The sequence below is a fragment of the Micromonospora sp. NPDC047620 genome (assembly GCF_043205005.1).
GTDB lineage: Bacteria > Actinomycetota > Actinomycetes > Mycobacteriales > Micromonosporaceae > Micromonospora.
This window is the reverse complement of sequence record NZ_JBIDDG010000007.1, coordinates 231,701-250,477: the sequence shown is the minus strand read 5'-3', so window position 1 is coordinate 250,477 and position 18,777 is coordinate 231,701. Positions and strand designations below refer to the sequence as shown.

Sequence of the window (18,777 nt, the reverse complement as noted above, 5' to 3'; positions counted from 1 at the left end):
TGCCCCCGGCCCCGTCGGAGTCGGCACCGCCTACCCAGACAGAGTCGGCACCCCCGGCCCCGCCGGAGTCGACACCACCAACCCAGACAGAGTCGGCACCCCCGGCCCCGCCGGAGTCGACACCACCAACCCAGACGGGCTCGGCACCCCCGGCCCCGCCGGAGGCGACACCGCCTGCCGGGTCGGATCCGGCGCCGAGGGAGCACGCCGCTTCTGCCCCAGTCACGCTTGACGGTCTTCAGACCGGCCAGTCCAGGCCCGAGAACCTGGCACAGACCGTGACGGCGCCTGCCCCGGGCGCTTCTGCTCCGCCGCCCGCAACGGGCGTTGCGCCCCTGCACACCCCCGACACCGACGCCGCGACCACGGCTGGACCCACCGGTGGAACACCATGGCTGTCACCGAAGGGTTTTGACACCCATGGCGTTCCACTCGACGCGACCGATCCGCGCTCAGCGTCCGCGCCGCCTCCAGATGCGGCAGTGTGGGCAACCGCACCGCTGAGCGGCGCAACCGGAACAGTTCCTCCCGCGCGACCGGTCGACGCGTCCCCGAGCGGCTTCGTCCCTGGACCGGCGACTGTGAGCAGCGCGCCCGCCGCCGTTCCATCGGCGGCGCCGCCGCCGGCCCCGGCCACTCCGGTTTCCGGACCGCCGGCCCGGCCCGTGTCCGCGCCCCCGGCGGAGCCCACTGCCTCACTCACGGCGCGGCCCGTGTCCACACCGCCCGCTGCGACCCCGACACAGGCTGCTTCCGTGCCGCCCCTCGCGACCCCGACACAGGCCGCACCCGTGCCGCCTGTCACGGGTGCGGCGGCCGGGGGTGTCTCGCCGGCTCCGACGTCCTTCCCCGCCCTGCCGGTGGACGGGCCCTTGCCCGCGCCACCCGAAGGGCACACCGCGGTGCCCGAAGACCGTCCGGAGGACGGTCCCACGCCCGTTGCTGCGCCGGCCGGCGCACCAGTCACCGCGCCGCTGGCACAGGCCCTGCCCAATCCGCCCGTCGCGCCCGTGTCGGCCCCGCCGACCCGGCCCGCCGCCGCAACCACCGACAGCACGCCGTCGATGCCGGCTCAGCCGGCCACCACGCCACCCTCCGAAAAACCGGCAGGGCCACCAGGCCTCCCCGACGTCGCGCCGAGACAGGGGGTGCCCACGCCGCCAGCACCGCCTGTCGACGCGCCGCCGGCGTCGCCCCTCACCATGTCACCGGCGCAACCACCATCCGCGCTGCCCGTCTCCGAGTCAGCCGCGCGGCCTGTCTCCGCGCCGCCGGCGCAACCGGTGCCAGCGTCGCCCGCGCCGCCCGTTGCCGAACCGCTGGCTCCTTCCGCCACCGGGCCGGTACCGCCCGTTTCGGCAGCGCCGGCACAAGCGGGACCGCTGACACCGGCCGTCACCGCGCCCGGATCACCCGTCTCGGTGCCGCCAGCTGCACCAGCCGAACCGCTGGCACCGGCTGTCGCCGCCCCGACACCGCCCGCGCCGATACCGCCCATCTCGGCAGCGCCCGCCCCGACACCGCCCGCGCCGGCAGCGCCCGACCCGACACCGCCCGTCTCGGCGGCGCCCGGGCAGCCGGTGTCAGCGCCGCCCGTCTCGGCGCCGCCGGCACAGCCGACGTCCGCAACGTCCGCGCCGGCCGTATCGACGCCGGCCGGGCAGGGTCCGTCGACTGCCGGCGAACGGCACGAACGCGCCCAGGAGCAACGCGGCCCCGAGCAACGCGGCCCCGAGCAACGCGGCCCGGAGTCGCGGGACGTCGACCGGACGAGCGCCGTGCAGGGCGACCCGGAGCAGGTGCTGGCGGCCTACCGCTGGCGGCTCGACCCGGAGACCCTGCGCGAGGTGGTGGAGGTGCCGGAGGAGTTCCGGACGATCCGCCGACGCCTCACCGAGAAGCTGGGCGCCGCCGTGGACAACCGGTCGCGCGCCCGGCTGCTGAGCCTGCGGGCGGTGGTCTCACGGCTGCTCGGCGAGCTGGACGACGCGCTCGCCGACGGTCGGCTCGCACTCACGTACGCGGAGGCGACCGGGGAGTTGCGGCGTACGGCGGTCGCGCAGGCACGGCTGGCGCACGTGCTGCGCTGGCGCGGCGAGTTCGTGGAGGCCGATCGGCTCTTCGCCGAGGCCAACTCGACGGAGCTGCCCGACCGGCTGCGCGCGGCGCTGCACGAGCACGCGGGGCGGTCGTGCTACGACCAGGGCCGGTTGATGGAGGCGTGCCACCACTTCGAGCGGGCCCTCGACCTGCGCGGCGACGGGGACCCCGAACTCCAGGCACGGATCCGGCTCAGCCTGGACTCGGTGGCGGAGCGGGTGGCGGAGACGGGCTTCGGGCCGTACCCCCGGAGTCGGGACGAGGTGCTGGAGCGTGACCGGCCCCCGGTGCCGGCGCGCGACGGCGACCTGTGGGGTTTCGCCGACCCGGACGGCGACATGGCCATCGCGGCCGAGTACGCCGAGGCGCAGGCGTTCCGCGAGGGGCTGGCCTGGGTGCGGCGGCCGGAGACGGAGCGGTGGTCGCTGGTCGACCTCGCCGGCGCCACCGTGCTCGGGCCGTCCTACCCGGTGGTCCGCCCGTTCAGCGACGGGCTGGCCTGGGTGTCGGACGGCGCCTCCGGGTGGGTGGCGATCGACGCCGGCGGCGAGGTGGTCGTGCCGCACGGCTTCGCGGACGTACGCCCGTTCCACCGCGGCGTGGCGGTGGTCCGCCGGGAGGGCTGGGGGGCAGTCGACCGCAACGGCCGCATCGTGGTGCCCACCCGGCACCACGGGTTCGCCACGGTGCTGGCCGACGGCCGGTACGTCGACGGTTTCACCGACGAGGGGCTGGCCGTGGTGGACGTGGCCGGCCGGCGGGGCGTGGTGGACCGCACCGGGAAGGTGCTGGTCCCGCCCGCCCATCCGGCGCTGGTCATCCACCCCGTCGCGTTCCTGGTCGACGACGGCACCGGGCACTGGGGTGCGCTCGACCGGCGGGGCGAGCCGCTGATCGAGCCGGTGCACCGCGACCGCGACGAGGTCGTCGCCGAGATCGAGCGGCTGCTCGTCGACACCCACCCGGTGCTCTGAGCCGCGTCTCCGGCCGGTCATGATCGGCAGGAGTAGGGTCGTGAGCATGGAATTCCGTCACCTGGGCCGTTCCGGCCTGATGGTCAGCGAGATCTCGTACGGCAACTGGATCACCCACGGCTCGCAGGTCGAGGAGGACGCGGCGTTCGCCTGCGTCCGGGCCGCCCTGGACGCCGGCATCACCACCTTCGACACGGCCGACGTGTACGCGGGCACCCGCGCCGAGGACGTGCTGGGCCGCGCGCTGGAGAACGAGCGGCGCGAGGGGCTGGAGATCTTCACCAAGGTGTTCTGGCCCACGGGGCCGGGCCGCAACGACCGGGGCCTGTCCCGCAAGCACATCATGGAGTCGATCGACGGCTCGCTGCGCCGGCTCCGCACCGACTACGTGGACCTCTACCAGGCCCACCGGTACGACTACAGCACCCCGCTGGAGGAGACGATGGAGGCGTTCGCCGACGTCGTGCACTCCGGCAAGGCGCTCTACATCGGCGTCTCGGAGTGGAAGGCGTCGCAGATCCGCGAGGCCCACCAGCTCGCCCGGGAGTTGCGCATCCCGCTGGTCTCCAACCAGCCGCAGTACTCGATGCTCTGGCGGGTCATCGAGTCCGAGGTCGTCCCCGCCAGCGAGGAGCTGGGCGTCGGGCAGATCGTGTGGTCGCCGATCGCGCAGGGCGTGCTCTCCGGCAAGTACCTGCCGGGTCAGCCGCCGCCGGCCGGCTCCCGCGCCACCGACGAGAAGTCGGGCGCGGGCTTCATCGCCAAGTTCATGACCGACGACGTGCTGACGCGGGTGCAGCGGCTCAAGCCGCTGGCCGAGCAGGCGGGCCTGAGCATGGCGCAGCTCGCCATCGCCTGGGTGCTGCAGAACCCGAACGTCTCCTCGGCGATCGTCGGCGCGTCCCGCCCGGAGCAGGTGCACGACAACGTCAAGGCCGCCGGCGTGAAGCTCGACGCCGGCCTGCTCAAGGCGATCGACGAGATCATCGACCCGATCGTCGAGCGCGACCCGGCCCGGACCGAGTCCCCCGCCGAGCGTCCGTGACACCCTCCGGCCCGGCCGGCCCCACGAAGGGGACCGGCCGGGCCGGGCAGCGCCGGGCCGACGAACGGGCCGGACCGGGCGACGGCGCGCCGACGAACGGGCTGGGCGACGGCGGGCCGGGCAGCGCCGGGCCGGGTGCGACGCGCCGGTCAGCCCTGCCAGAAGCGGATCAGGTCCAGGCCGAGCGCGTACAGCCACGGTGGCAGGCCGAGGACGTCGCCCACGGCGAAGATCGCCCCGAAGAACCAGCCGCTGATCCGCGGGTTCCACAGCAGCGCGAACAGCAGGATGAAGCCGAACGGGGCGAACAGGTCGTACATCTTGCGCCACTGCGCGTTCAGCCACGGCTGGATCATGTTGCCGCCGTCGAGGCCGGGCACCGGGAGCAGGTTGAGCACGCTCGCGGTGAGCTGGAGGAACGCCAGCAGCGCCACGCCCGCCCAGAACTCGACCGGGCCGCCACCGGCCGCGCCGAGGCGTACGGCGGCCACCAGGACCAGCGTGAACAGCACGTTGGTGGCCGGGCCCGCGAGGCTGACCAGCGTGTGCCGCAGCCGCCCGGGGATGGCGTGCCGGTCCACCCAGACCGCCCCGCCGGGCAGGCCGATGCCGCCGAGCAGCACCACCAGCACCGGCAGCCCGATCGACAGCAGCGGGTGGCTGTACTTCAGCGGGTTCAGCGTCAGGTAGCCCCGGTGGGCCACGCTGCGGTCGCCAGCCCGGAACGCGACGATCGCGTGGGCGTACTCGTGCAGGCAGAGCGACACCAACCAGCCGGACACGACGAAGAGGAACACGTCGAGCCGCACGTTGCCGAACCCGTTCCAGGTCAGCACGCCGCTCGTGGCGAAGAGCGCGACCAGGGCGAGGAAGACCGGGCTGGGCCGGAACGCCGCCCGGGGCACGCCGAGCACCAGCGGCTCGCCCCCCGGGCGGTCGCCGGCCATCACTCCGCCGGGGGCAGCAGGCTCATCCGGTATTCCACCCGGTCGTCCTCGACGAGCGCGACCGAGGTGACGCCGGACGCCGCGAGCTCGCGCCAGGTCTGGCCGATCCAGGACTCGGCGTCCGCCTGGCTGCCGAACGACTCCGCCGGCCCCTCGACCGACTCGCCGTTCGTGCCCTCGTACCGCCAGCTCCACGCCATGCCGCGTCTCCCCTCGCCGCTGATGTCCCGTGGGACGAACCCCCGCCAGCGTAGTCGGCCGCGCCCGTACGGGCGCGGCGCTCGGCGGCCGGGGCTCCGACGGGCTGATCAACCGGGGCGACGGGCCGGTACCGTGGCCCGGTGCTGACTCAAGGAGTGGTGCTCAGCGAGCGGTACCGGCTGGGCGAACGGGTGGCGACCGGCGGCATGGGCGCCGTCTGGCGGTGCACCGACATCATGCTGGAGCGCGAGGTCGCGGTGAAGGTGCTGCTGCCGGCGCTGACCGCCGATCCCGAGTTCACCGCCCGGTTCCGGGCCGAGGCCCGGATGCTGGCGGCGCTGCGTCACCCGGGCGTGGTCGCCGTGCACGACGTCGGCCGGTCCGCCCTCGCCGACGGCAGCCAGGCCGACTACCTGGTGATGGAGTACGTCGACGGCCAGCCGCTGAGCTCCTGGCTGCGGCGCGCCGGGCGGCTCGACCCGGCGTCCACCATGTCCGTGGTGGGGCAGGCCGCCGCGGCGTTGCACACCGCCCACCTCGCCGGCATCGTGCACCGGGACGTGAAGCCCGGCAACCTGCTGGTGAAGTCCGACGGCCGGGTGGTGCTGGTGGACTTCGGCATCGCCCGCTCGGGCACCACGGCGGGCATCACCGCCGCCAACGTGATGCTCGGCACCGCCTCGTACATGTCCCCCGAGCAGGCCGCGAACCAGCCGGTCTCCCCGGCGACGGACATCTACGCGCTCGGCGCGGTGGCGTACGTCTGCCTGGCGGGGCAGCCGCCGTTCGACGGCGACAACCCGCTCCAGGTGGCGCTGCGCCACGTCCAGGAGGAGCCGCCGCCGCTGCCGCCCGGCACCCCGCCGCCGGTGGTCGCGCTGGTGGAGCGGGCGATGGCCAAACGCCCCGGCGACCGGTACCCGGACGCGGCGGCGCTCGCCGACGCCGCAGCCGAGGCGCGGGACGCGACGCTGGCCGTCGTCCCGGCCTCCGCCCGCCCGCCGTGGGCCGTCGCCGGGCCGACCCCCGCCGCGCTCGCGTCCCTGGCCGGCGGGGGCACCGACCCGGGCGGCAGCTCTCTTCCCGGCGCGGGAACCGGCCCGGGCGGCAGCTCCCAGCCCGGCGCCGGGCCGGGTGGCCTCGCCGCGGCCGCGCCGCCCGCCGCCGGGACCCACGCGGGCCGCACGCCCCCCATCGACCCGTTCGGCGCGCTGCCGCCCGCTCCAGCCAGGCACCGGCCGGCCGCGCCGCCTGCGGAGACCGGCTCCGGCGCGCCGCTGTCGCCCGCCTCCGCCGGGCCCCCGCCGGCGCCGCCCGTGCCGGTGTCCGGCACCCCCGGCGGTACACCAGGGGTGCCGGCTGGCTACCCGCCGTTCCCGCCCGCCGGCCCGCTGCCGTTCGGGGCCGGACCGTTCGGCCAGGCCAGTGCCCCGCCGGCCGGATCCGGCCCGCTCGGGCACGTGACCGCCCCGCCGGCCGGCGCGGCCCCGTTCGGGCGCCCGGGTCATCCGGCGGCCGGAAGCGACACGTGGGACGGGGTGCCGCCGACCCGGGAGGACCCGGTCGAGGCGCGGCCGTCGCGGCGGCGCAGGGCTGCGCTGGTCGGCGCGGCGGCCACCGTGTTCGTGGTGCTGGCCGGGGTGGTGGGGGCGACGGCCCTCTTCTCCGGCGGGGACCCGGCCGGCGGGGACACGCCAACGACGCTGACCGGCAAGTCCGTGGCGGCGGGGACTTCGGAGCCGGAGGGCGGCGACGACACGGGGCAGCTCCAGGTCGAGCCGTCGCCGGGCGCCACCCGGTCGGCGGCCCCGTCGGCCGGGGCGCCCTCGTCGACGCCCGGCCGCTCCCCGGCCCCCACCACCGGCGGCGAGCCGACCGTCACCTCGTCGGGGCGGCCCAGTTCCGCCCCGACGACCAGCCAGCCGGCGAAGCCGAACCCGTACACGCCGGTCGAGGCGTGCGGCAGCGGGTACAAGGTGATCGACTCGGCCGCGCTGACCGTCTCGGGCATCCGCAAGGGCCGGGTCTACCTGCTCTACCACGCGGGCACCGGCACCAACTGTGTGGTGACGATGAAGGAGTCGGCGGTGGGCACGGCCACGTCCGCCTCGGCGTGGCTGGAGGTGCAGGGGCGGACACGCAGCACCGACAGCGGTTCGTTCTCCTACTACGCCGGGCCGGTGCGGGCGAAGGCCGCCGGGGTCTGCGTGAAGTGGGGCGGGTCGACCGGCGGGGCCAGCTACGGCAGCGGCTTCGAGCACTGCGACTGAACGGGGCCCGCGGCGCCTCACCCGCCGTGGGCGGGCCTGCGGCGGCTGACCGCACCCGCCCGCCCACCGCCGGCCAGACCCGCCGGCCACCGGCTGGGCCGCAGGCCGGCCGCCCGCCCGCTGGGGCCGCCGGCTCCTCGCACCTCCGGGGGCCACGCCCCGGGGGCTGGCTCTAAAGTACGGGCATGTCGGTTGACGGGTGGAACACGGTCCTGGTGCTCGGCGGCATCCGGTCCGGGAAGTCGGAGTTCGCCGAGTCCCTGGTCGCCGAGGCGCCGACGGTCCGCTACGTGGCCACCGCCGCCGACGCGCCCGCCGACGACGCGGAGTGGGCGGCCCGGCTGGCGGCGCACCGCGCCCGTCGACCGGAGACCTGGACCACCGAGGAGACCGCGGACGGCCCGCGCCGCCTGGCGGACGTGATCGCGTCCGCCGGCCCGAACGAGACGCTGCTCGTCGACGACCTCGGCGGCTGGGTGACGGTGCTGCTCGACCCGGCCCACCAACCGGCCGACGACACCGCCACCGTCGCCGAACTGGCGGCGGCGGTGCGCGGCTGCGCGGCCCGGCTGGTGCTGGTCAGCCCCGAGGTCGGGCTCTCGCTGGTGCCGACCACCCCGCTCGGCCGGGCGTTCACCGACGCGCTCGGCGCGGCCAACCGGGCGGTCGCCGACGCCTGCGACGCGGTCGTGCTGGTGGTCGCCGGGCAGGCGGCCTGGCTGAAGCCCGGCGCCCCGCAGCCGGGCGTCGTGCCGGCCCAGGCCGGCCCGGCCCCGCTCACCGCGACGGGTGCGCCCGCCGCCACGGGCGCGACGACTGAGCCGGCCGCCGCCACGACCGCCACCGGCGCGGCCGGCGGGCGGGTGGGCGTCGCGGAACCCGCCGCGGGCGTGCCCGCCCCCGCGTCGGCCGAGCCCGACGGCACCGCCTGGGCCGCACCGACCATGGCGCTGCCGGTGGTCGCCACCGGCCTGGTCATCCAGGCCGGGATGGAACTGCCCATGCCCGACGAGTACGCCGGCCCGCAGGCGGTCGAGCGGCTCGCCACGCTGGACGTGCCCGGGGCGGGTCTGGGCGCCCTGGAGCGGGTGGTCGGGTTCGCCGCCGCCACCCAGGGCACCGCCACGCCGGCCCCGTGGGGCTCCGTACGGGTGCTGCTGCTGCACGGCGACCACCTCGGCGGCGCCGCCGCCGGCAGCGTGGACGGCGAGTCGGCGCGCCGGGCCCGGCAGGCCCGCGCCGGCAGGGGGGTGCTGGCCCGGCTGGCCACCGAGAGCGGCGCCGACGTCCAGGTCGTGGAGACCCCTGCCTCGGCACCGATGGAGGACGAGCCGGCGCTGACCGGCGAGCAGGTCGAGGCGGCCCTGCGGGACGGCTGGCGGCTCGCCGAGGAGGCCGCCGACGCGGGCGTACACCTGCTGGTGCTGGGGGCGTGCGGCGCCGGCACCGAGGCCGCCGCGGCGGCGGTGCTGGCCGCGACGGCCGGCGCCGAGACGCCCGCGGTGCTCGGCCGCGTGGTCACCGACTCGGGCGAGATCGACGACGCGGCCTGGATGCGGCGGTGCGCCGCCGTCCGGGACGCGCTGCACCGGACCCGGCGCTCGCCCCGCGGCGCCAAGGACGTGCTGGCCGAGCTGGGCGGCGGGGACGTCGCCGTGGCCACCGGCGTCCTGCTCGGCGCGACCGCCCGCCGGCTGCCGGTCATGCTCGACGGGCCGGTCGGCGTGGCCGCCGCCATGGTCAGCCGTGACCTGGCCGGGCAGGCCCGGCACTGGTGCCTGCTGGCCGACCACCGCGGGGATCCCGCCGTCCGGCTCGCCGCCGACGTGCTGGGCCTGGCCCCGCTGCTCGACGTGCACCTCGACCTCGGCGAGGGCGCCAACGCGCTGGCCGCGCTGCCGCTGCTGCGATCGGTGCTGGCGCTGGCCGCCGCGCTGCCGGCCCGCCCGTCGCCCGGCGGCGGGGAGGACGGCGACGACGACGGGGACGGCGAGCCGGAGCCCGGTGTCGACACCGACGAGCCCGACTTCCGCGAGCCGGAACCGGCCGGCCCCGGGCCGACCAGCACGGAACCGGAGACGGAGCCGGTGGACCCGTCCGGCCGGCGTGCCGGCTGAGTCGCGGCTCGCCGACGGGGCGCGGCTGGCGCTGACCACCTTCACCACCCTGCCGGTGCGTGCCGGGCGCATCGACCGGCCGGTGGCGGGAACGGCGATGGCGCTCGCCCCGGCGGTCGGCGCGCTGCTCGGCGCCGTCCTGGCCGCGATCCTGCTGCTCCCGGGCGCGCTCGCGCCCCCGCTGGTCGCGGCGGCCGTGACCGTCGGCGCCGGCGCGCTGCTCACCCGCGGACTGCACCTGGACGGGCTGGCCGACACCGTGGACGCCCTGGGGTCGTACCGGCGGGGGGCGGCCGCGCTGGAGATCATGAAGAAGCCGGACGTGGGCCCGTTCGGGGTGGTCGCGCTGGTGGTCGTACTCCTGGTGCAGACAGCCGCCCTCGCGGAGCTGGCGGGGCGGTCGTGGCCGGCTGCGCTCGCGGCGGTGGTCGCCGCGACGGCCGCCGGCCGGCTCGGGGTGGCGGTGGCCTGCCGGCGCGGGGTGCCGGCCGCCCGTCCGGAGGGGCTCGGCGCGCTGGTCGCCGGCACCGTCGGGCCGGTCGCGCTGGCCGCCGGGGCGGTCGCCGTCGCGCTGCCGGCGCTCGCGGCCGTGCCGGGCCGCCCGTGGCAGGGGCCGCTCGCCGTCGCCGCCGCCCTCGCCGTCGCGGTGGGGCTGCTGCGGCACGTGGTACGCCGACTCGGCGGCGTCACGGGCGACGTGCTCGGCGCGACCGTGGAGGTGGTCACCACGCTGGTCTACCTGGGACTGGTGCTGTCCGGCTGAACGGGCCCGCTGCGGCGGGTAGCGTTCTCCCACGACAGCACCGGCGCGGCCATCCGGGGGACGACATGCTCATCACGGACGACTTCCTGCCCGTACCGGTCCCGGAGTCGCTGAGCGCGACCTATCTGGTGCCCATGACGGGGCTGCCGAAGGTGAGCACGAAGACGGCCGTGCAGCGGCTCAGCGGCCGGCTGGCCGAGCCGGTGCACGGGCTGGCCCGGCAGATGCTGGACAGCCCGCTGATGACCGTGGACACCCGGGCGATCGGCGAGTTCCCCGCGCTGCCGCCGGACCTGCTCACCGCGTTCGGCGCCACGGAGGCGCAGCTGGCCCGGCTGGCCGCCGCGAGCCACCTGGTGGTGGTGCAGGCCGAATACCGGCCCGGCTGGCCGCCGGCCCACGAGTGGGCGGCGCGGGCGGTGGCCGCGGCCGTCGCCGAGTCCGTCGGCGGCGACGTGGTGGACGTCTTCGGCCTGCAGTTCCTCGACCCGGCGGCGGCGCTGCGCTCGCTGCCCGACGAGCAGGGGCGGATCCGGCTGGTCGACTGGGTGCTGGTGCCCTACTCCTCGGACGCCGAGGGGCTCTGGTTCACCACGAAGGGGCTGCGTCGCTTCGGGCTGCTGGAGCTGCAGACCCAGGGCGTGCCGGACCACCTGACCCGGGCGTGGGGCGCGGTGATGACCGGCGCGGCGCGGCGGCTGCTGCGGGACTGGACCGACGGGCTCTCCGGCGAGGAGGTGCCCGCGTTCGTGCAGCTGCCGGTGCTGGCCACGGTGACCGGGCACGACATCGCGGTGGCGTACGGCAATCCGGAGCAGCACGGGGCGACGGCGCCGGTGCTGCTGCGGCTGGAGCTGGACCCGGCCACCGACCCGGACGCCGACTCGTTCCTCAGCCTGCGTCCGCCGGCCGGGCACCCGGGGCCGGACGGCCGCTACTATGCCGCCGCCTGCGCGACCCTCTTCGCCGGCATCCAGCCGGACGTGCGCTACGCCCGCCCGGGCGACGCGATGAGCAAGGCGATCGCCACCGCACGCGCCGGGCTGGGCGACATCCGGGCCCGCTTCCTCGCCGGCCAGCTCCCGCCGGAGACGCAGCTCGTGGTGAAGTACGGGCTGCCGGGCGACGACGGCCCGGAGTACGTCTGGGCCGGGGTGACGTCGTGGGACGCGCCGGAACGGATCGTCGGCGCGAGCGCCAGCGACGCCAACACCGACCCCACCGTGCGCATCGGCTCCCCCGTCGTGGTGGAGGCGGCGGACGTGGTCGACTGGGCGGTGCTCGACGGCACCGGCGTCATCGAGGGCGGCTGGACCCAGGCCGTCCTGGACGCCGGCGAACGCCCCCCACCCCCGGTCTGACCCCCACCCCGGCCGCCCACCCCGGCCACCCAGGCCCCCGTTGATCATGAAGTTATCGCCGCGACACGCCGATCCGGACGGCTACAACTTCATGATCAACGGGTCCTGGTCACTTGACCGAGGGGGTGACGAACGGGGGGCGGGTGACGCGCATCTGGGCGCGGCGGCCGCGGATGTCGACCTCGACCAGGTCGCCGTCGGCGAGCTTCGGGGCGGTGTCCAGCAGTGCCAGGGCGATGCCCTGCTTCTTCGTCGGGGAAAACGTGCCGCTGGTGATCGTGCCGACCTGCCCGTCGCCGACGAACACCGCCATGCCGGGGCGCGGGATCGCCCGGTCGACGGCCTCCAGGCCGCGCAGCGTACGCCTCGGGCCGGCGGCCTTCTCGGCGAGCAGCGCGTCGCGGCCCCAGAAGGCCGCCTTGTCCCAGCCGACCGCCCAGCCGGAGCGGGCCTGCACCGGGGTGATCTCCAGCGACAGGTCCTGCCCGTGCAGCGGGTACCCCATCTCGGTGCGCAGGGTGTCCCGGGCGGCCAGCCCGCAGGCGCGCAGCTCGAAGGGCTCCCCGGCGGCGAAGAGCGCGTCCCAGACCGCGACGGCGTGCTCCGCCGGCGCCACCAGCTCGAAGCCCAGCTCGCCGGTGTAGCCGGTGCGGCACACGGTCAGCTCGACCGGCCCGGACGCCACGTCCAGGGTCGCGGTGGAGAAGCTCATGTAGCCGTGGTCGGTCGGCAGGCCCAGCGCGCCGAGCAGCTCCGCTGAGCGCGGCCCCTGCACGGCGAGGACGGCGTACGCCTCGTGCTCGTCGGTGACCGTGACCGACGCGGGCGCGGCGGCGCGGAGCCGGCGCACCACCTCGGCGGTGTTCGCCGCGTTCGGGATGAGGAAGACGTGGTCGTCGGCGTGCAGGTAGGCGATGATGTCGTCCACCACGCCGCCGGTGGCGTCGTCGCAGCACAGCGTGTACTGCGCCTGGCCCGGCCCGATGCGGCGGAGGTCGTTGCTCAGGCAGGCGTTGACGAACTCCGCCGCGCCCGGCCCGGTCACCCGCGCCTTGCCGAGGTGGGAGACGTCGAAGACGCCGACCCCGGTCCGCACCGCGGTGTGCTCCTTGAGCACGCCGCCTCCGGCGTACTCCAGCGGCATCTCCCAGCCGCCGAACGGGGCGAACTTCGCGCCCGCAGCGGTGTGCCGCTCGTGCAGGGGGGAACGGCGCAGCCGGGTCGCGGCGGCGTCGGAGGTCACGTCGGTCATGGGTGGGAACTTACCGGGGCCTGAACGGCTGGTTAGCATCGGCGGGACCCGCCGGAGCCGTCGGCGGGACAGCCCCGACCTCCGACGGGTACGTTCCGCCGGAGACCTTCATCGCCGGTACGCCACGACGCGACCGGCCCGGCCCGCCCGGAGTAGCTTCAGTGACATCGCCCAGCACCACCCTGAGCCTGGTCGACACCGACCCCGCCGAGCTCGCCGTCGACGCGATCGTGATCGGCGTGCACAGCCAGACCGGAGAGCAGGACGCCACCAGCGGCCCCGCCGGGACCCTCCTGCTGGCCAGCGGCGCGGAGAGCATCGCCGCCGCCTTCGACGGCAAGCTGACCGAGACGCTTGCCCTGTTGGGCGCGACCGGCGGCCCCGGCGAGGTGATCAAGCTGGCCACACTGGGCACCGTGACGGCCCCGGTGGTCGCGGCGGTCGGGCTCGGCCCGGAGCCCACCGGCGCCGCCCCGGCCCCGGAGGCCCTGCGCCGGGCGGCCGGCGCGGCCGTCCGGGCGCTCGCCGGCGCGCCACGGGTGGCGCTGGCCCTGCCGCTGCCGGACGACGCCGACGCGCCGGCCGCGCTGCGGGCCGTGGCGGAGGGCTCGCTGCTCGGCGGGTACCGGTTCGCCGGCTACAAGACCCGGCCGCAGCCGGCCCGGCGGGAGCCGGTGGCCGAGGTGCTGGTGGCCGTCCCGGACGCCGGCGACGCCGGCGCCCAGGCCGAGATCGCCCGGGCTCAGGCGGTCGGCGGCGCGGTCCGGCGCAGCCGGGACTGGGTCAACACCGCCCCCAACGAGCTGCGCCCGCCGTCCTTCGCCGACTCGGTGGCGGACGCCGCCCGCGAGGCCGGCCTCGAGGTCGAGGTCCTCGACGAGGCCGCGCTGGCGGCCGGCGGCTACGGCGGCATCATCGCCGTCGGGCAGGGCTCGGAGGCCCCGCCGCGCCTGGTGAAGCTGAGCTACACCCCGGCCGGCGGCGGCAACGGCAAGCGGGTCGCGCTGGTCGGCAAGGGCATCACCTTCGACACCGGCGGTATCTCGATCAAGCCGGCGCAGGGCATGTGGGAGATGAAGTCCGACATGGCGGGCGCCGCCGCGGTGGGCGCCGCCATGCTGGCGATCGCCGCGCTCAAGCCGTCGGTGGCGGTGACCGCGTACCTGCCGATGGCGGAGAACATGCCGTCCGGGCGGTCGTACCGGCCGGGTGACGTGATCAGCATGTACAACGGCAAGAAGGTCGAGGTGCTCAACACCGACGCCGAGGGCCGGATGATCCTGGCCGACGCCATGGCGCGGGCCTGCGAGGACGGCTGCGACTACCTCTTCGAGACCTCCACCCTGACCGGCGGGCAGGTCATCGCGCTGGGCAAGAAGATCGCCGGCGTGATGGGCAGCCCGGAGCTGTGCGAGCGGGTCAGGGTCGCCGGCGACGCCGTCGGCGAGCCGGCCTGGCCGATGCCGCTGCCGGACGACGTACGCAAGGGCATGGACTCCGACGTGGCCGACATCTCGCAGGTCAACGCCGGCATGGACCGGGCCGGTCACATGCTCCAGGGCGGGGTGTTCCTGCGCGAGTTCGTCACCGAGGACGTGGCCTGGGCGCACATCGACATCGCCGGGCCGGGCTACCACTCGGGCGAGCCGACCGGCTACTGGACCAAGGGCGGCACCGGCGTCCCGGTCCGCACGCTCGTCCAGCTCGTCGAGGACGTCGCCGCCAACGGCTGACGTGTAAGGAAGGGCCCCTTGTTAACGCATTGCGTTAACAAGGGGCCCTTCCTTACACCAGGCGGCGGCCCGGATCAGAACAACTCGGGGCGGCGCTTGCGGCGCTCGTTGTAGTCCCGCATCCGCTGCGGGTAGCCCATCAGCCGGACGTCGTAGACGGGGATGCCCATCCGGTACGCGAAGCGGCGGGCGCCGTCCGGGCCGTCGATGCGGCGGCGGGTCCACTCGCCGTCGTCGGCGATCAGCATGACGGTGGTCTCGGTCACGGTCGTGCGGGGCTCGATGTACGCCTCGACGCCGCGCCGACTCCGGACGAAGTTCTCCAGATGGTCCAGATCGGCGCGGTCGGCGGCGCGGTCCAGGCTCACGGCGCGCGCCTTCTTGCGTCGTCGGAACAGTCCCACCGGCCGTCTCCCCCAAGCTCCGTCATCGAAGGCAGTGCCCAGCGTACGTGTCTCGGACGTGTCGTTGGGCACCTCGCTACGCGGCCTGTGCCCGGTGGTGACAAGATGACCGAGGTGGGGTGTGTCCGTGGCCCCCCGCCGTGACCCCCCGAAGCAGTGACGCGACCTGGGAGTTGGACGTGAGCGAGCCGAATGACGCAACCTTCGACATCGTCATCCTCGGAGGTGGCAGCGGCGGCTACGCGACCGCCCTGCGCGCCGTCCAGCTGGGCCTGACGGTCGCGCTGGTCGAGAAGGGCAAGCTCGGCGGGACCTGCCTGCACAACGGCTGCATCCCGACCAAGGCGCTGCTGCACGCCGCCGAGATCGCCGACCAGACCCGCGAGTCGGAGCAGTTCGGCGTGAAGGCCGAGCTGGTCGGGATCGACATGGCCGCGGTCAACTCGTACAAGGACGGCGTGGTCTCCCGCCTGTACAAGGGCCTGCAGGGCATGCTCAAGGGCAACAAGGCGATCACCATCGTCGAGGGTCACGGCAAGCTGGTCGGCAGCAACGTCGTCGAGGTCGACGGCAAGCGCTACACCGGCCGCAACGTCGTGCTGGCCTCCGGCTCGTACGCGAAGAGCCTGCCGGGCCTGGAGGTCGACGGCGAGCGGGTCATCACGAGCGACCACGCGCTGGTCCTGGACCGGGTGCCGTCCTCCGCGATCGTGCTCGGCGGCGGCGTGATCGGCGTCGAGTTCGCCAGCGTCTGGAAGTCTTTCGGCGTCGACGTCACGATCATCGAGGCGCTTCCCCGGCTGGTCGCCGCCGAGGACGAGGAGTCGTCGAAGGCGCTGGAGCGGGCCTTCCGCAAGCGGAAGATCAACTTCAAGGTCGGCAAGCCGTTCGAGAAGGTCGAGAAGACCGACAGCGGCGTCAAGGTGACCATCGCCGGCGGCGAGACCGTCGAGGCGGAGCTGCTGCTGGTCGCCGTCGGCCGTGGCCCGAACACGGCCGGCCTCGGCTACGAGGAGCAGGGCGTCAAGATGGACCGCGGCTACGTGCTGACCGACGAGCGGCTGCGCACCAGCGTGCCGAACGTCTACGCGGTCGGCGACATCGTGCCCGGCCTCCAGCTCGCCCACCGCGGCTTCCAGCAGGGCATCTTCGTCGCCGAGGAGATCGCCGGCCAGAACCCGGCCGTGATCGACGAGGCCGGCATCCCGCGGGTCACCTACTCCGACCCGGAGCTGGCGTCGGTCGGCCTGACCGAGGCGAAGGCCAAGGAGCAGTACGGCGCCGACAAGGTGAAGAGCTACAACTACAACCTGGGCGGCAACGGCAAGAGCCAGATCCTCAAGACGGCCGGCTTCGTGAAGCTCGTCCGGGTGGAGGACGGCCCCGTCGTCGGCGTGCACATGGTCGGCGCCCGGGTCGGCGAGATGGTCGGCGAGGCGCAGCTCATCTACAACTGGGAGGCGTACCCGGCCGAGGTGGCGCAGCTCGTGCACGCCCACCCGACGCAGAACGAGGCCCTGGGCGAGGCGCACCTGGCGCTCGCCGGCAAGCCGCTGCACGCACACGCCTGACCACGACAACCGCGGCGTCCGGCGACGGGCGATGATCCCACCAGGGGAATGAAGGAGTCTTAGAAGATGCCGGTATCGGTCACCATGCCCCGGCTCGGCGAGAGCGTCACCGAGGGCACCGTCACGCGCTGGCTCAAGCAGGAGGGCGACACCGTCGAGGTCGACGAGCCCCTGCTCGAGGTGTCGACCGACAAGGTCGACACCGAGATCCCGTCCCCGGCGGCGGGCGTGCTGAGCCGGATCGTGGTCGGCGAGGACGAGACCGCCGAGGTCGGCAGCGAGCTGGCCGTGATCGCCGGTGAGGGCGAGGCCGCCCCGCAGCAGGAGGAGCCGGCCGAGGAGGCCGCCGAGGCCGCCGCGGAGCCGCAGGCCGAGGCCGAGCAGCCGGCCGTCGAGGAGCCGCGGGCGCAGGCCGCCCCGGCGCCGTCGGGCGAGGGCACCCCGGTCAAGATGCCGGCCCTCGGCGAGAGCGTCACCGAGGGTACGGTCACCCGCTGGCTCAAGCAGGTCGGCGAGACCGTCGAGGTGGACGAGCCGCTGCTGGAGGTCTCCACCGACAAGGTCGACACCGAGATCCCGTCGCCGGTCGCCGGCACCGTCCTGGAGATCAAGGTCGCCGAGGACGAGACCGCCGCGGTCGGCGCGGACCTGGCCGTGATCGGTGCCGCCGGCGCGGCCCCGGCCCCGGCCCCGGCCAAGCCCGAGCCGAAGCCGGCGCCCAAGGCCGAGCCGAAGCCCGAGCCGAAGGCCGAGGCCAAGCCGGAGCCCAAGGTCGAGGAGCCGACCCCGGGCCTGTCGTACAACGAGCCGGCGGCGGAGGCCGAGACCTCGGCGCGGCCGGTGCAGGCCGAGAAGAAGGCGATGCCGGCGGCCCCGGCCCCGCAGCGCCCGTCGGCGCCCGTCCAGGGCGGCGAGGAGGCGGCCGGCTACGTGACCCCGCTGGTGCGCAAGCTCGCCAGCGAGCACGGCGTCGACCTGGCCTCGGTCAACGGCACCGGCGTCGGCGGTCGGATCCGCAAGCAGGACGTGCTGGACGCGGCGGAGAAGGCCAAGGCGGCCAAGGCCGCGCCGGCCCCGGCGCAGCAGCCGGCCGCCGCGGCGGCCCCGGCCAAGCCGGCCGCCAGGCCGCAGCCGAGCGCCAAGCGCGGCACCACCGAGAAGCTGCCCCGGATCCGCGCCACCATTGCCAAGCGGATGCAGCAGTCGCTGCACGAGATGGCGCAGCTCACCACCGTGGTCGAGGTGGACGTCACCAGGATCGCCAAGCTGCGGGCCCGCGCCAAGGACGCGTTCCAGCAGCGGCACGGCGTGAAGCTGTCGTTCCTGCCGTTCTTCGCCCTGGCGGCCGTAGAGGCGTTGCAGACCTTCCCGATCGTCAACGCCAGCATGGACCTGGAGGCGGGCACGATCACCTACCCCGACGCCGAGCACCTCGGCATCGCGGTGGACACGGAGCGTGGCCTGATGGTCCCGGTCATCCACGGCGCCGGCGACCTGAACCTGGGCGGTATCGCCAAGCGGATCGCCGACCTGGCCGAGCGCACCCGCACCAACAAGATCAGCCCGGACGAGATCGCGGGCGCGACCTTCACGCTGACCAACACCGGCAGCCGGGGCGCGCTGTTCGACACCCCGATCGTGCCGTCGCCGCAGTCGGCGATGCTCGGCACGGGTGCCGTGGTCAAGCGCCCGGTCGTGGTCAACGACCCGGAGCTGGGCGAGGTGGTCGCCGTCCGGTCGATGGTCTACCTGGCCCTGTCGTACGACCACCGGCTGATCGACGGCGCGGACGCCGCCCGCTTCCTGGTCGCGGTCAAGGAGCGGCTGGAGGCCGGCAACTTCGAGGCCGAGCTGGGTCTGTAGTCCCGCACGACGCACAGAGGGCGCCCCGGTCACGGACCGGGGCGCCCTCGTCGTTGTCGACCTGGCTCGGACCTGCACGCCGCCGCCCCGCCAGCCCCCGCGCCCGACGCCGCCGCCCGCTCGGCGACAACGCCGCCCGGCCGACGCCGCCCGCCCCCGGGCCGACCCCGGGGCCC

Annotated in this window: 13 protein-coding genes; 9 read left to right on the top strand and 4 right to left on the bottom strand. The window is 75.5% G+C overall.

The genetic code is table 11. The features are described 5' to 3' along the window. Positions 1-581 precede the first annotated feature (581 nt). Complete coding sequence (locus tag ACGF5C_RS11190; RefSeq protein ID WP_393299688.1) at positions 582-3,074, top strand: WG repeat-containing protein; 2,493 nt, start codon at positions 582-584, stop codon at positions 3,072-3,074. 46 nt (positions 3,075-3,120) lie between these two features. Beyond that, on the top strand, positions 3,121-4,119 hold the full coding sequence (locus ACGF5C_RS11185) for an aldo/keto reductase family protein (protein ID WP_393299685.1): 999 nt from the start codon (positions 3,121-3,123) through the stop codon (positions 4,117-4,119). Between the two features lie 149 nt (positions 4,120-4,268). Here the strand turns inward: ACGF5C_RS11185 and ACGF5C_RS11180 are convergent, their stop codons facing one another. Together ACGF5C_RS11180 and ACGF5C_RS11175 are read right to left on the bottom strand one after the other, a co-directional pair. Continuing rightward, the gene (locus ACGF5C_RS11180; RefSeq protein ID WP_393299682.1) at positions 4,269-5,066 is read right to left on the bottom strand and encodes a site-2 protease family protein; all 798 of its coding nucleotides are present in this window, start codon (positions 5,064-5,066) and stop codon (positions 4,269-4,271) included. After that, a complete protein-coding gene (locus ACGF5C_RS11175; RefSeq protein WP_350707905.1) occupies positions 5,066-5,266 on the bottom strand; it encodes a hypothetical protein in 201 nt (66 codons plus the stop codon). Before ACGF5C_RS11175 ends, ACGF5C_RS11180 begins: the two co-directional genes overlap by 1 nt. A gap of 141 nt (positions 5,267-5,407) precedes the next feature. On the opposite strand from ACGF5C_RS11175, the gene ACGF5C_RS11170 reads away from it, so the two are divergent. The 4 genes from ACGF5C_RS11170 (at position 5,408) to ACGF5C_RS11155 (ending at position 11,778) form a co-directional block, all read left to right on the top strand. Then, positions 5,408-7,537, top strand: coding sequence for a protein kinase (locus ACGF5C_RS11170; protein WP_393299679.1), 2,130 nt, complete (start codon positions 5,408-5,410; stop codon positions 7,535-7,537). A 185-nt stretch (positions 7,538-7,722) separates the two neighbouring features. Next, positions 7,723-9,654, top strand: coding sequence for a bifunctional adenosylcobinamide kinase/adenosylcobinamide-phosphate guanylyltransferase (locus ACGF5C_RS11165; RefSeq protein ID WP_393299676.1), 1,932 nt, complete (start codon positions 7,723-7,725; stop codon positions 9,652-9,654). Beyond that, on the top strand, positions 9,644-10,417 hold the full coding sequence (cobS, locus tag ACGF5C_RS11160; protein WP_393299673.1) for an adenosylcobinamide-GDP ribazoletransferase: 774 nt from the start codon (positions 9,644-9,646) through the stop codon (positions 10,415-10,417). The genes ACGF5C_RS11165 and cobS overlap by 11 nt, the downstream gene beginning before the upstream one ends. Before the next feature lie 65 nt (positions 10,418-10,482). Then, on the top strand, positions 10,483-11,778 hold the full coding sequence (locus tag ACGF5C_RS11155) for a DUF2314 domain-containing protein (protein ID WP_393299671.1): 1,296 nt from the start codon (positions 10,483-10,485) through the stop codon (positions 11,776-11,778). A gap of 109 nt (positions 11,779-11,887) precedes the next feature. On the opposite strand, the gene gcvT is transcribed toward ACGF5C_RS11155, so the two are convergent. Beyond that, on the bottom strand, positions 11,888-13,030 hold the full coding sequence (gene gcvT, locus ACGF5C_RS11150) for a glycine cleavage system aminomethyltransferase GcvT (protein WP_393299668.1): 1,143 nt from the start codon (positions 13,028-13,030) through the stop codon (positions 11,888-11,890). A gap of 161 nt (positions 13,031-13,191) precedes the next feature. On the opposite strand from gcvT, the gene ACGF5C_RS11145 reads away from it, so the two are divergent. Continuing rightward, positions 13,192-14,763, top strand: coding sequence for a leucyl aminopeptidase (locus ACGF5C_RS11145; protein ID WP_393299665.1), 1,572 nt, complete (start codon positions 13,192-13,194; stop codon positions 14,761-14,763). A gap of 74 nt (positions 14,764-14,837) precedes the next feature. Here the strand turns inward: ACGF5C_RS11145 and ACGF5C_RS11140 are convergent, their stop codons facing one another. Then, positions 14,838-15,167: a hypothetical protein gene (locus ACGF5C_RS11140; RefSeq protein WP_357702497.1), complete on the bottom strand. Its 330-nt coding sequence runs from the start codon at positions 15,165-15,167 to the stop codon at positions 14,838-14,840. 140 nt (positions 15,168-15,307) lie between these two features. Here ACGF5C_RS11140 and lpdA point away from each other — a divergent pair, with 140 nt between their 5' ends. Further along, positions 15,308-16,738 (top strand): dihydrolipoyl dehydrogenase, encoded by a 1,431-nt coding sequence (lpdA, locus tag ACGF5C_RS11135; protein ID WP_350707894.1) that lies wholly within the window; start codon positions 15,308-15,310, stop codon positions 16,736-16,738. A 66-nt stretch (positions 16,739-16,804) separates the two neighbouring features. Then, positions 16,805-18,601, top strand: coding sequence for a 2-oxoglutarate dehydrogenase, E2 component, dihydrolipoamide succinyltransferase (gene sucB, locus ACGF5C_RS11130; protein WP_393299661.1), 1,797 nt, complete (start codon positions 16,805-16,807; stop codon positions 18,599-18,601). Positions 18,602-18,777 lie beyond the last annotated feature (176 nt).

Bases quoted from the DNA above. Each gene is read 5' to 3' on its own strand.
- ACGF5C_RS11185 (WP_393299685.1), top strand. From the start codon at position 3,121: ATGGAATTCCGTCACCTGGGCCGTTCCGGCCTGATGGTCAGCGAGATC.
- ACGF5C_RS11180 (WP_393299682.1), bottom strand. From the start codon at position 5,066: ATGGCCGGCGACCGCCCGGGGGGCGAGCCGCTGGTGCTCGGCGTGCCC.
- ACGF5C_RS11165 (WP_393299676.1), top strand. From the start codon at position 7,723: ATGTCGGTTGACGGGTGGAACACGGTCCTGGTGCTCGGCGGCATCCGG.
- ACGF5C_RS11175 (WP_350707905.1), bottom strand. From the start codon at position 5,266: ATGGCGTGGAGCTGGCGGTACGAGGGCACGAACGGCGAGTCGGTCGAG.
- sucB (WP_393299661.1), top strand. From the start codon at position 16,805: ATGCCGGTATCGGTCACCATGCCCCGGCTCGGCGAGAGCGTCACCGAG.
- gcvT (WP_393299668.1), bottom strand. From the start codon at position 13,030: ATGACCGACGTGACCTCCGACGCCGCCGCGACCCGGCTGCGCCGTTCC.
- ACGF5C_RS11155 (WP_393299671.1), top strand. From the start codon at position 10,483: ATGCTCATCACGGACGACTTCCTGCCCGTACCGGTCCCGGAGTCGCTG.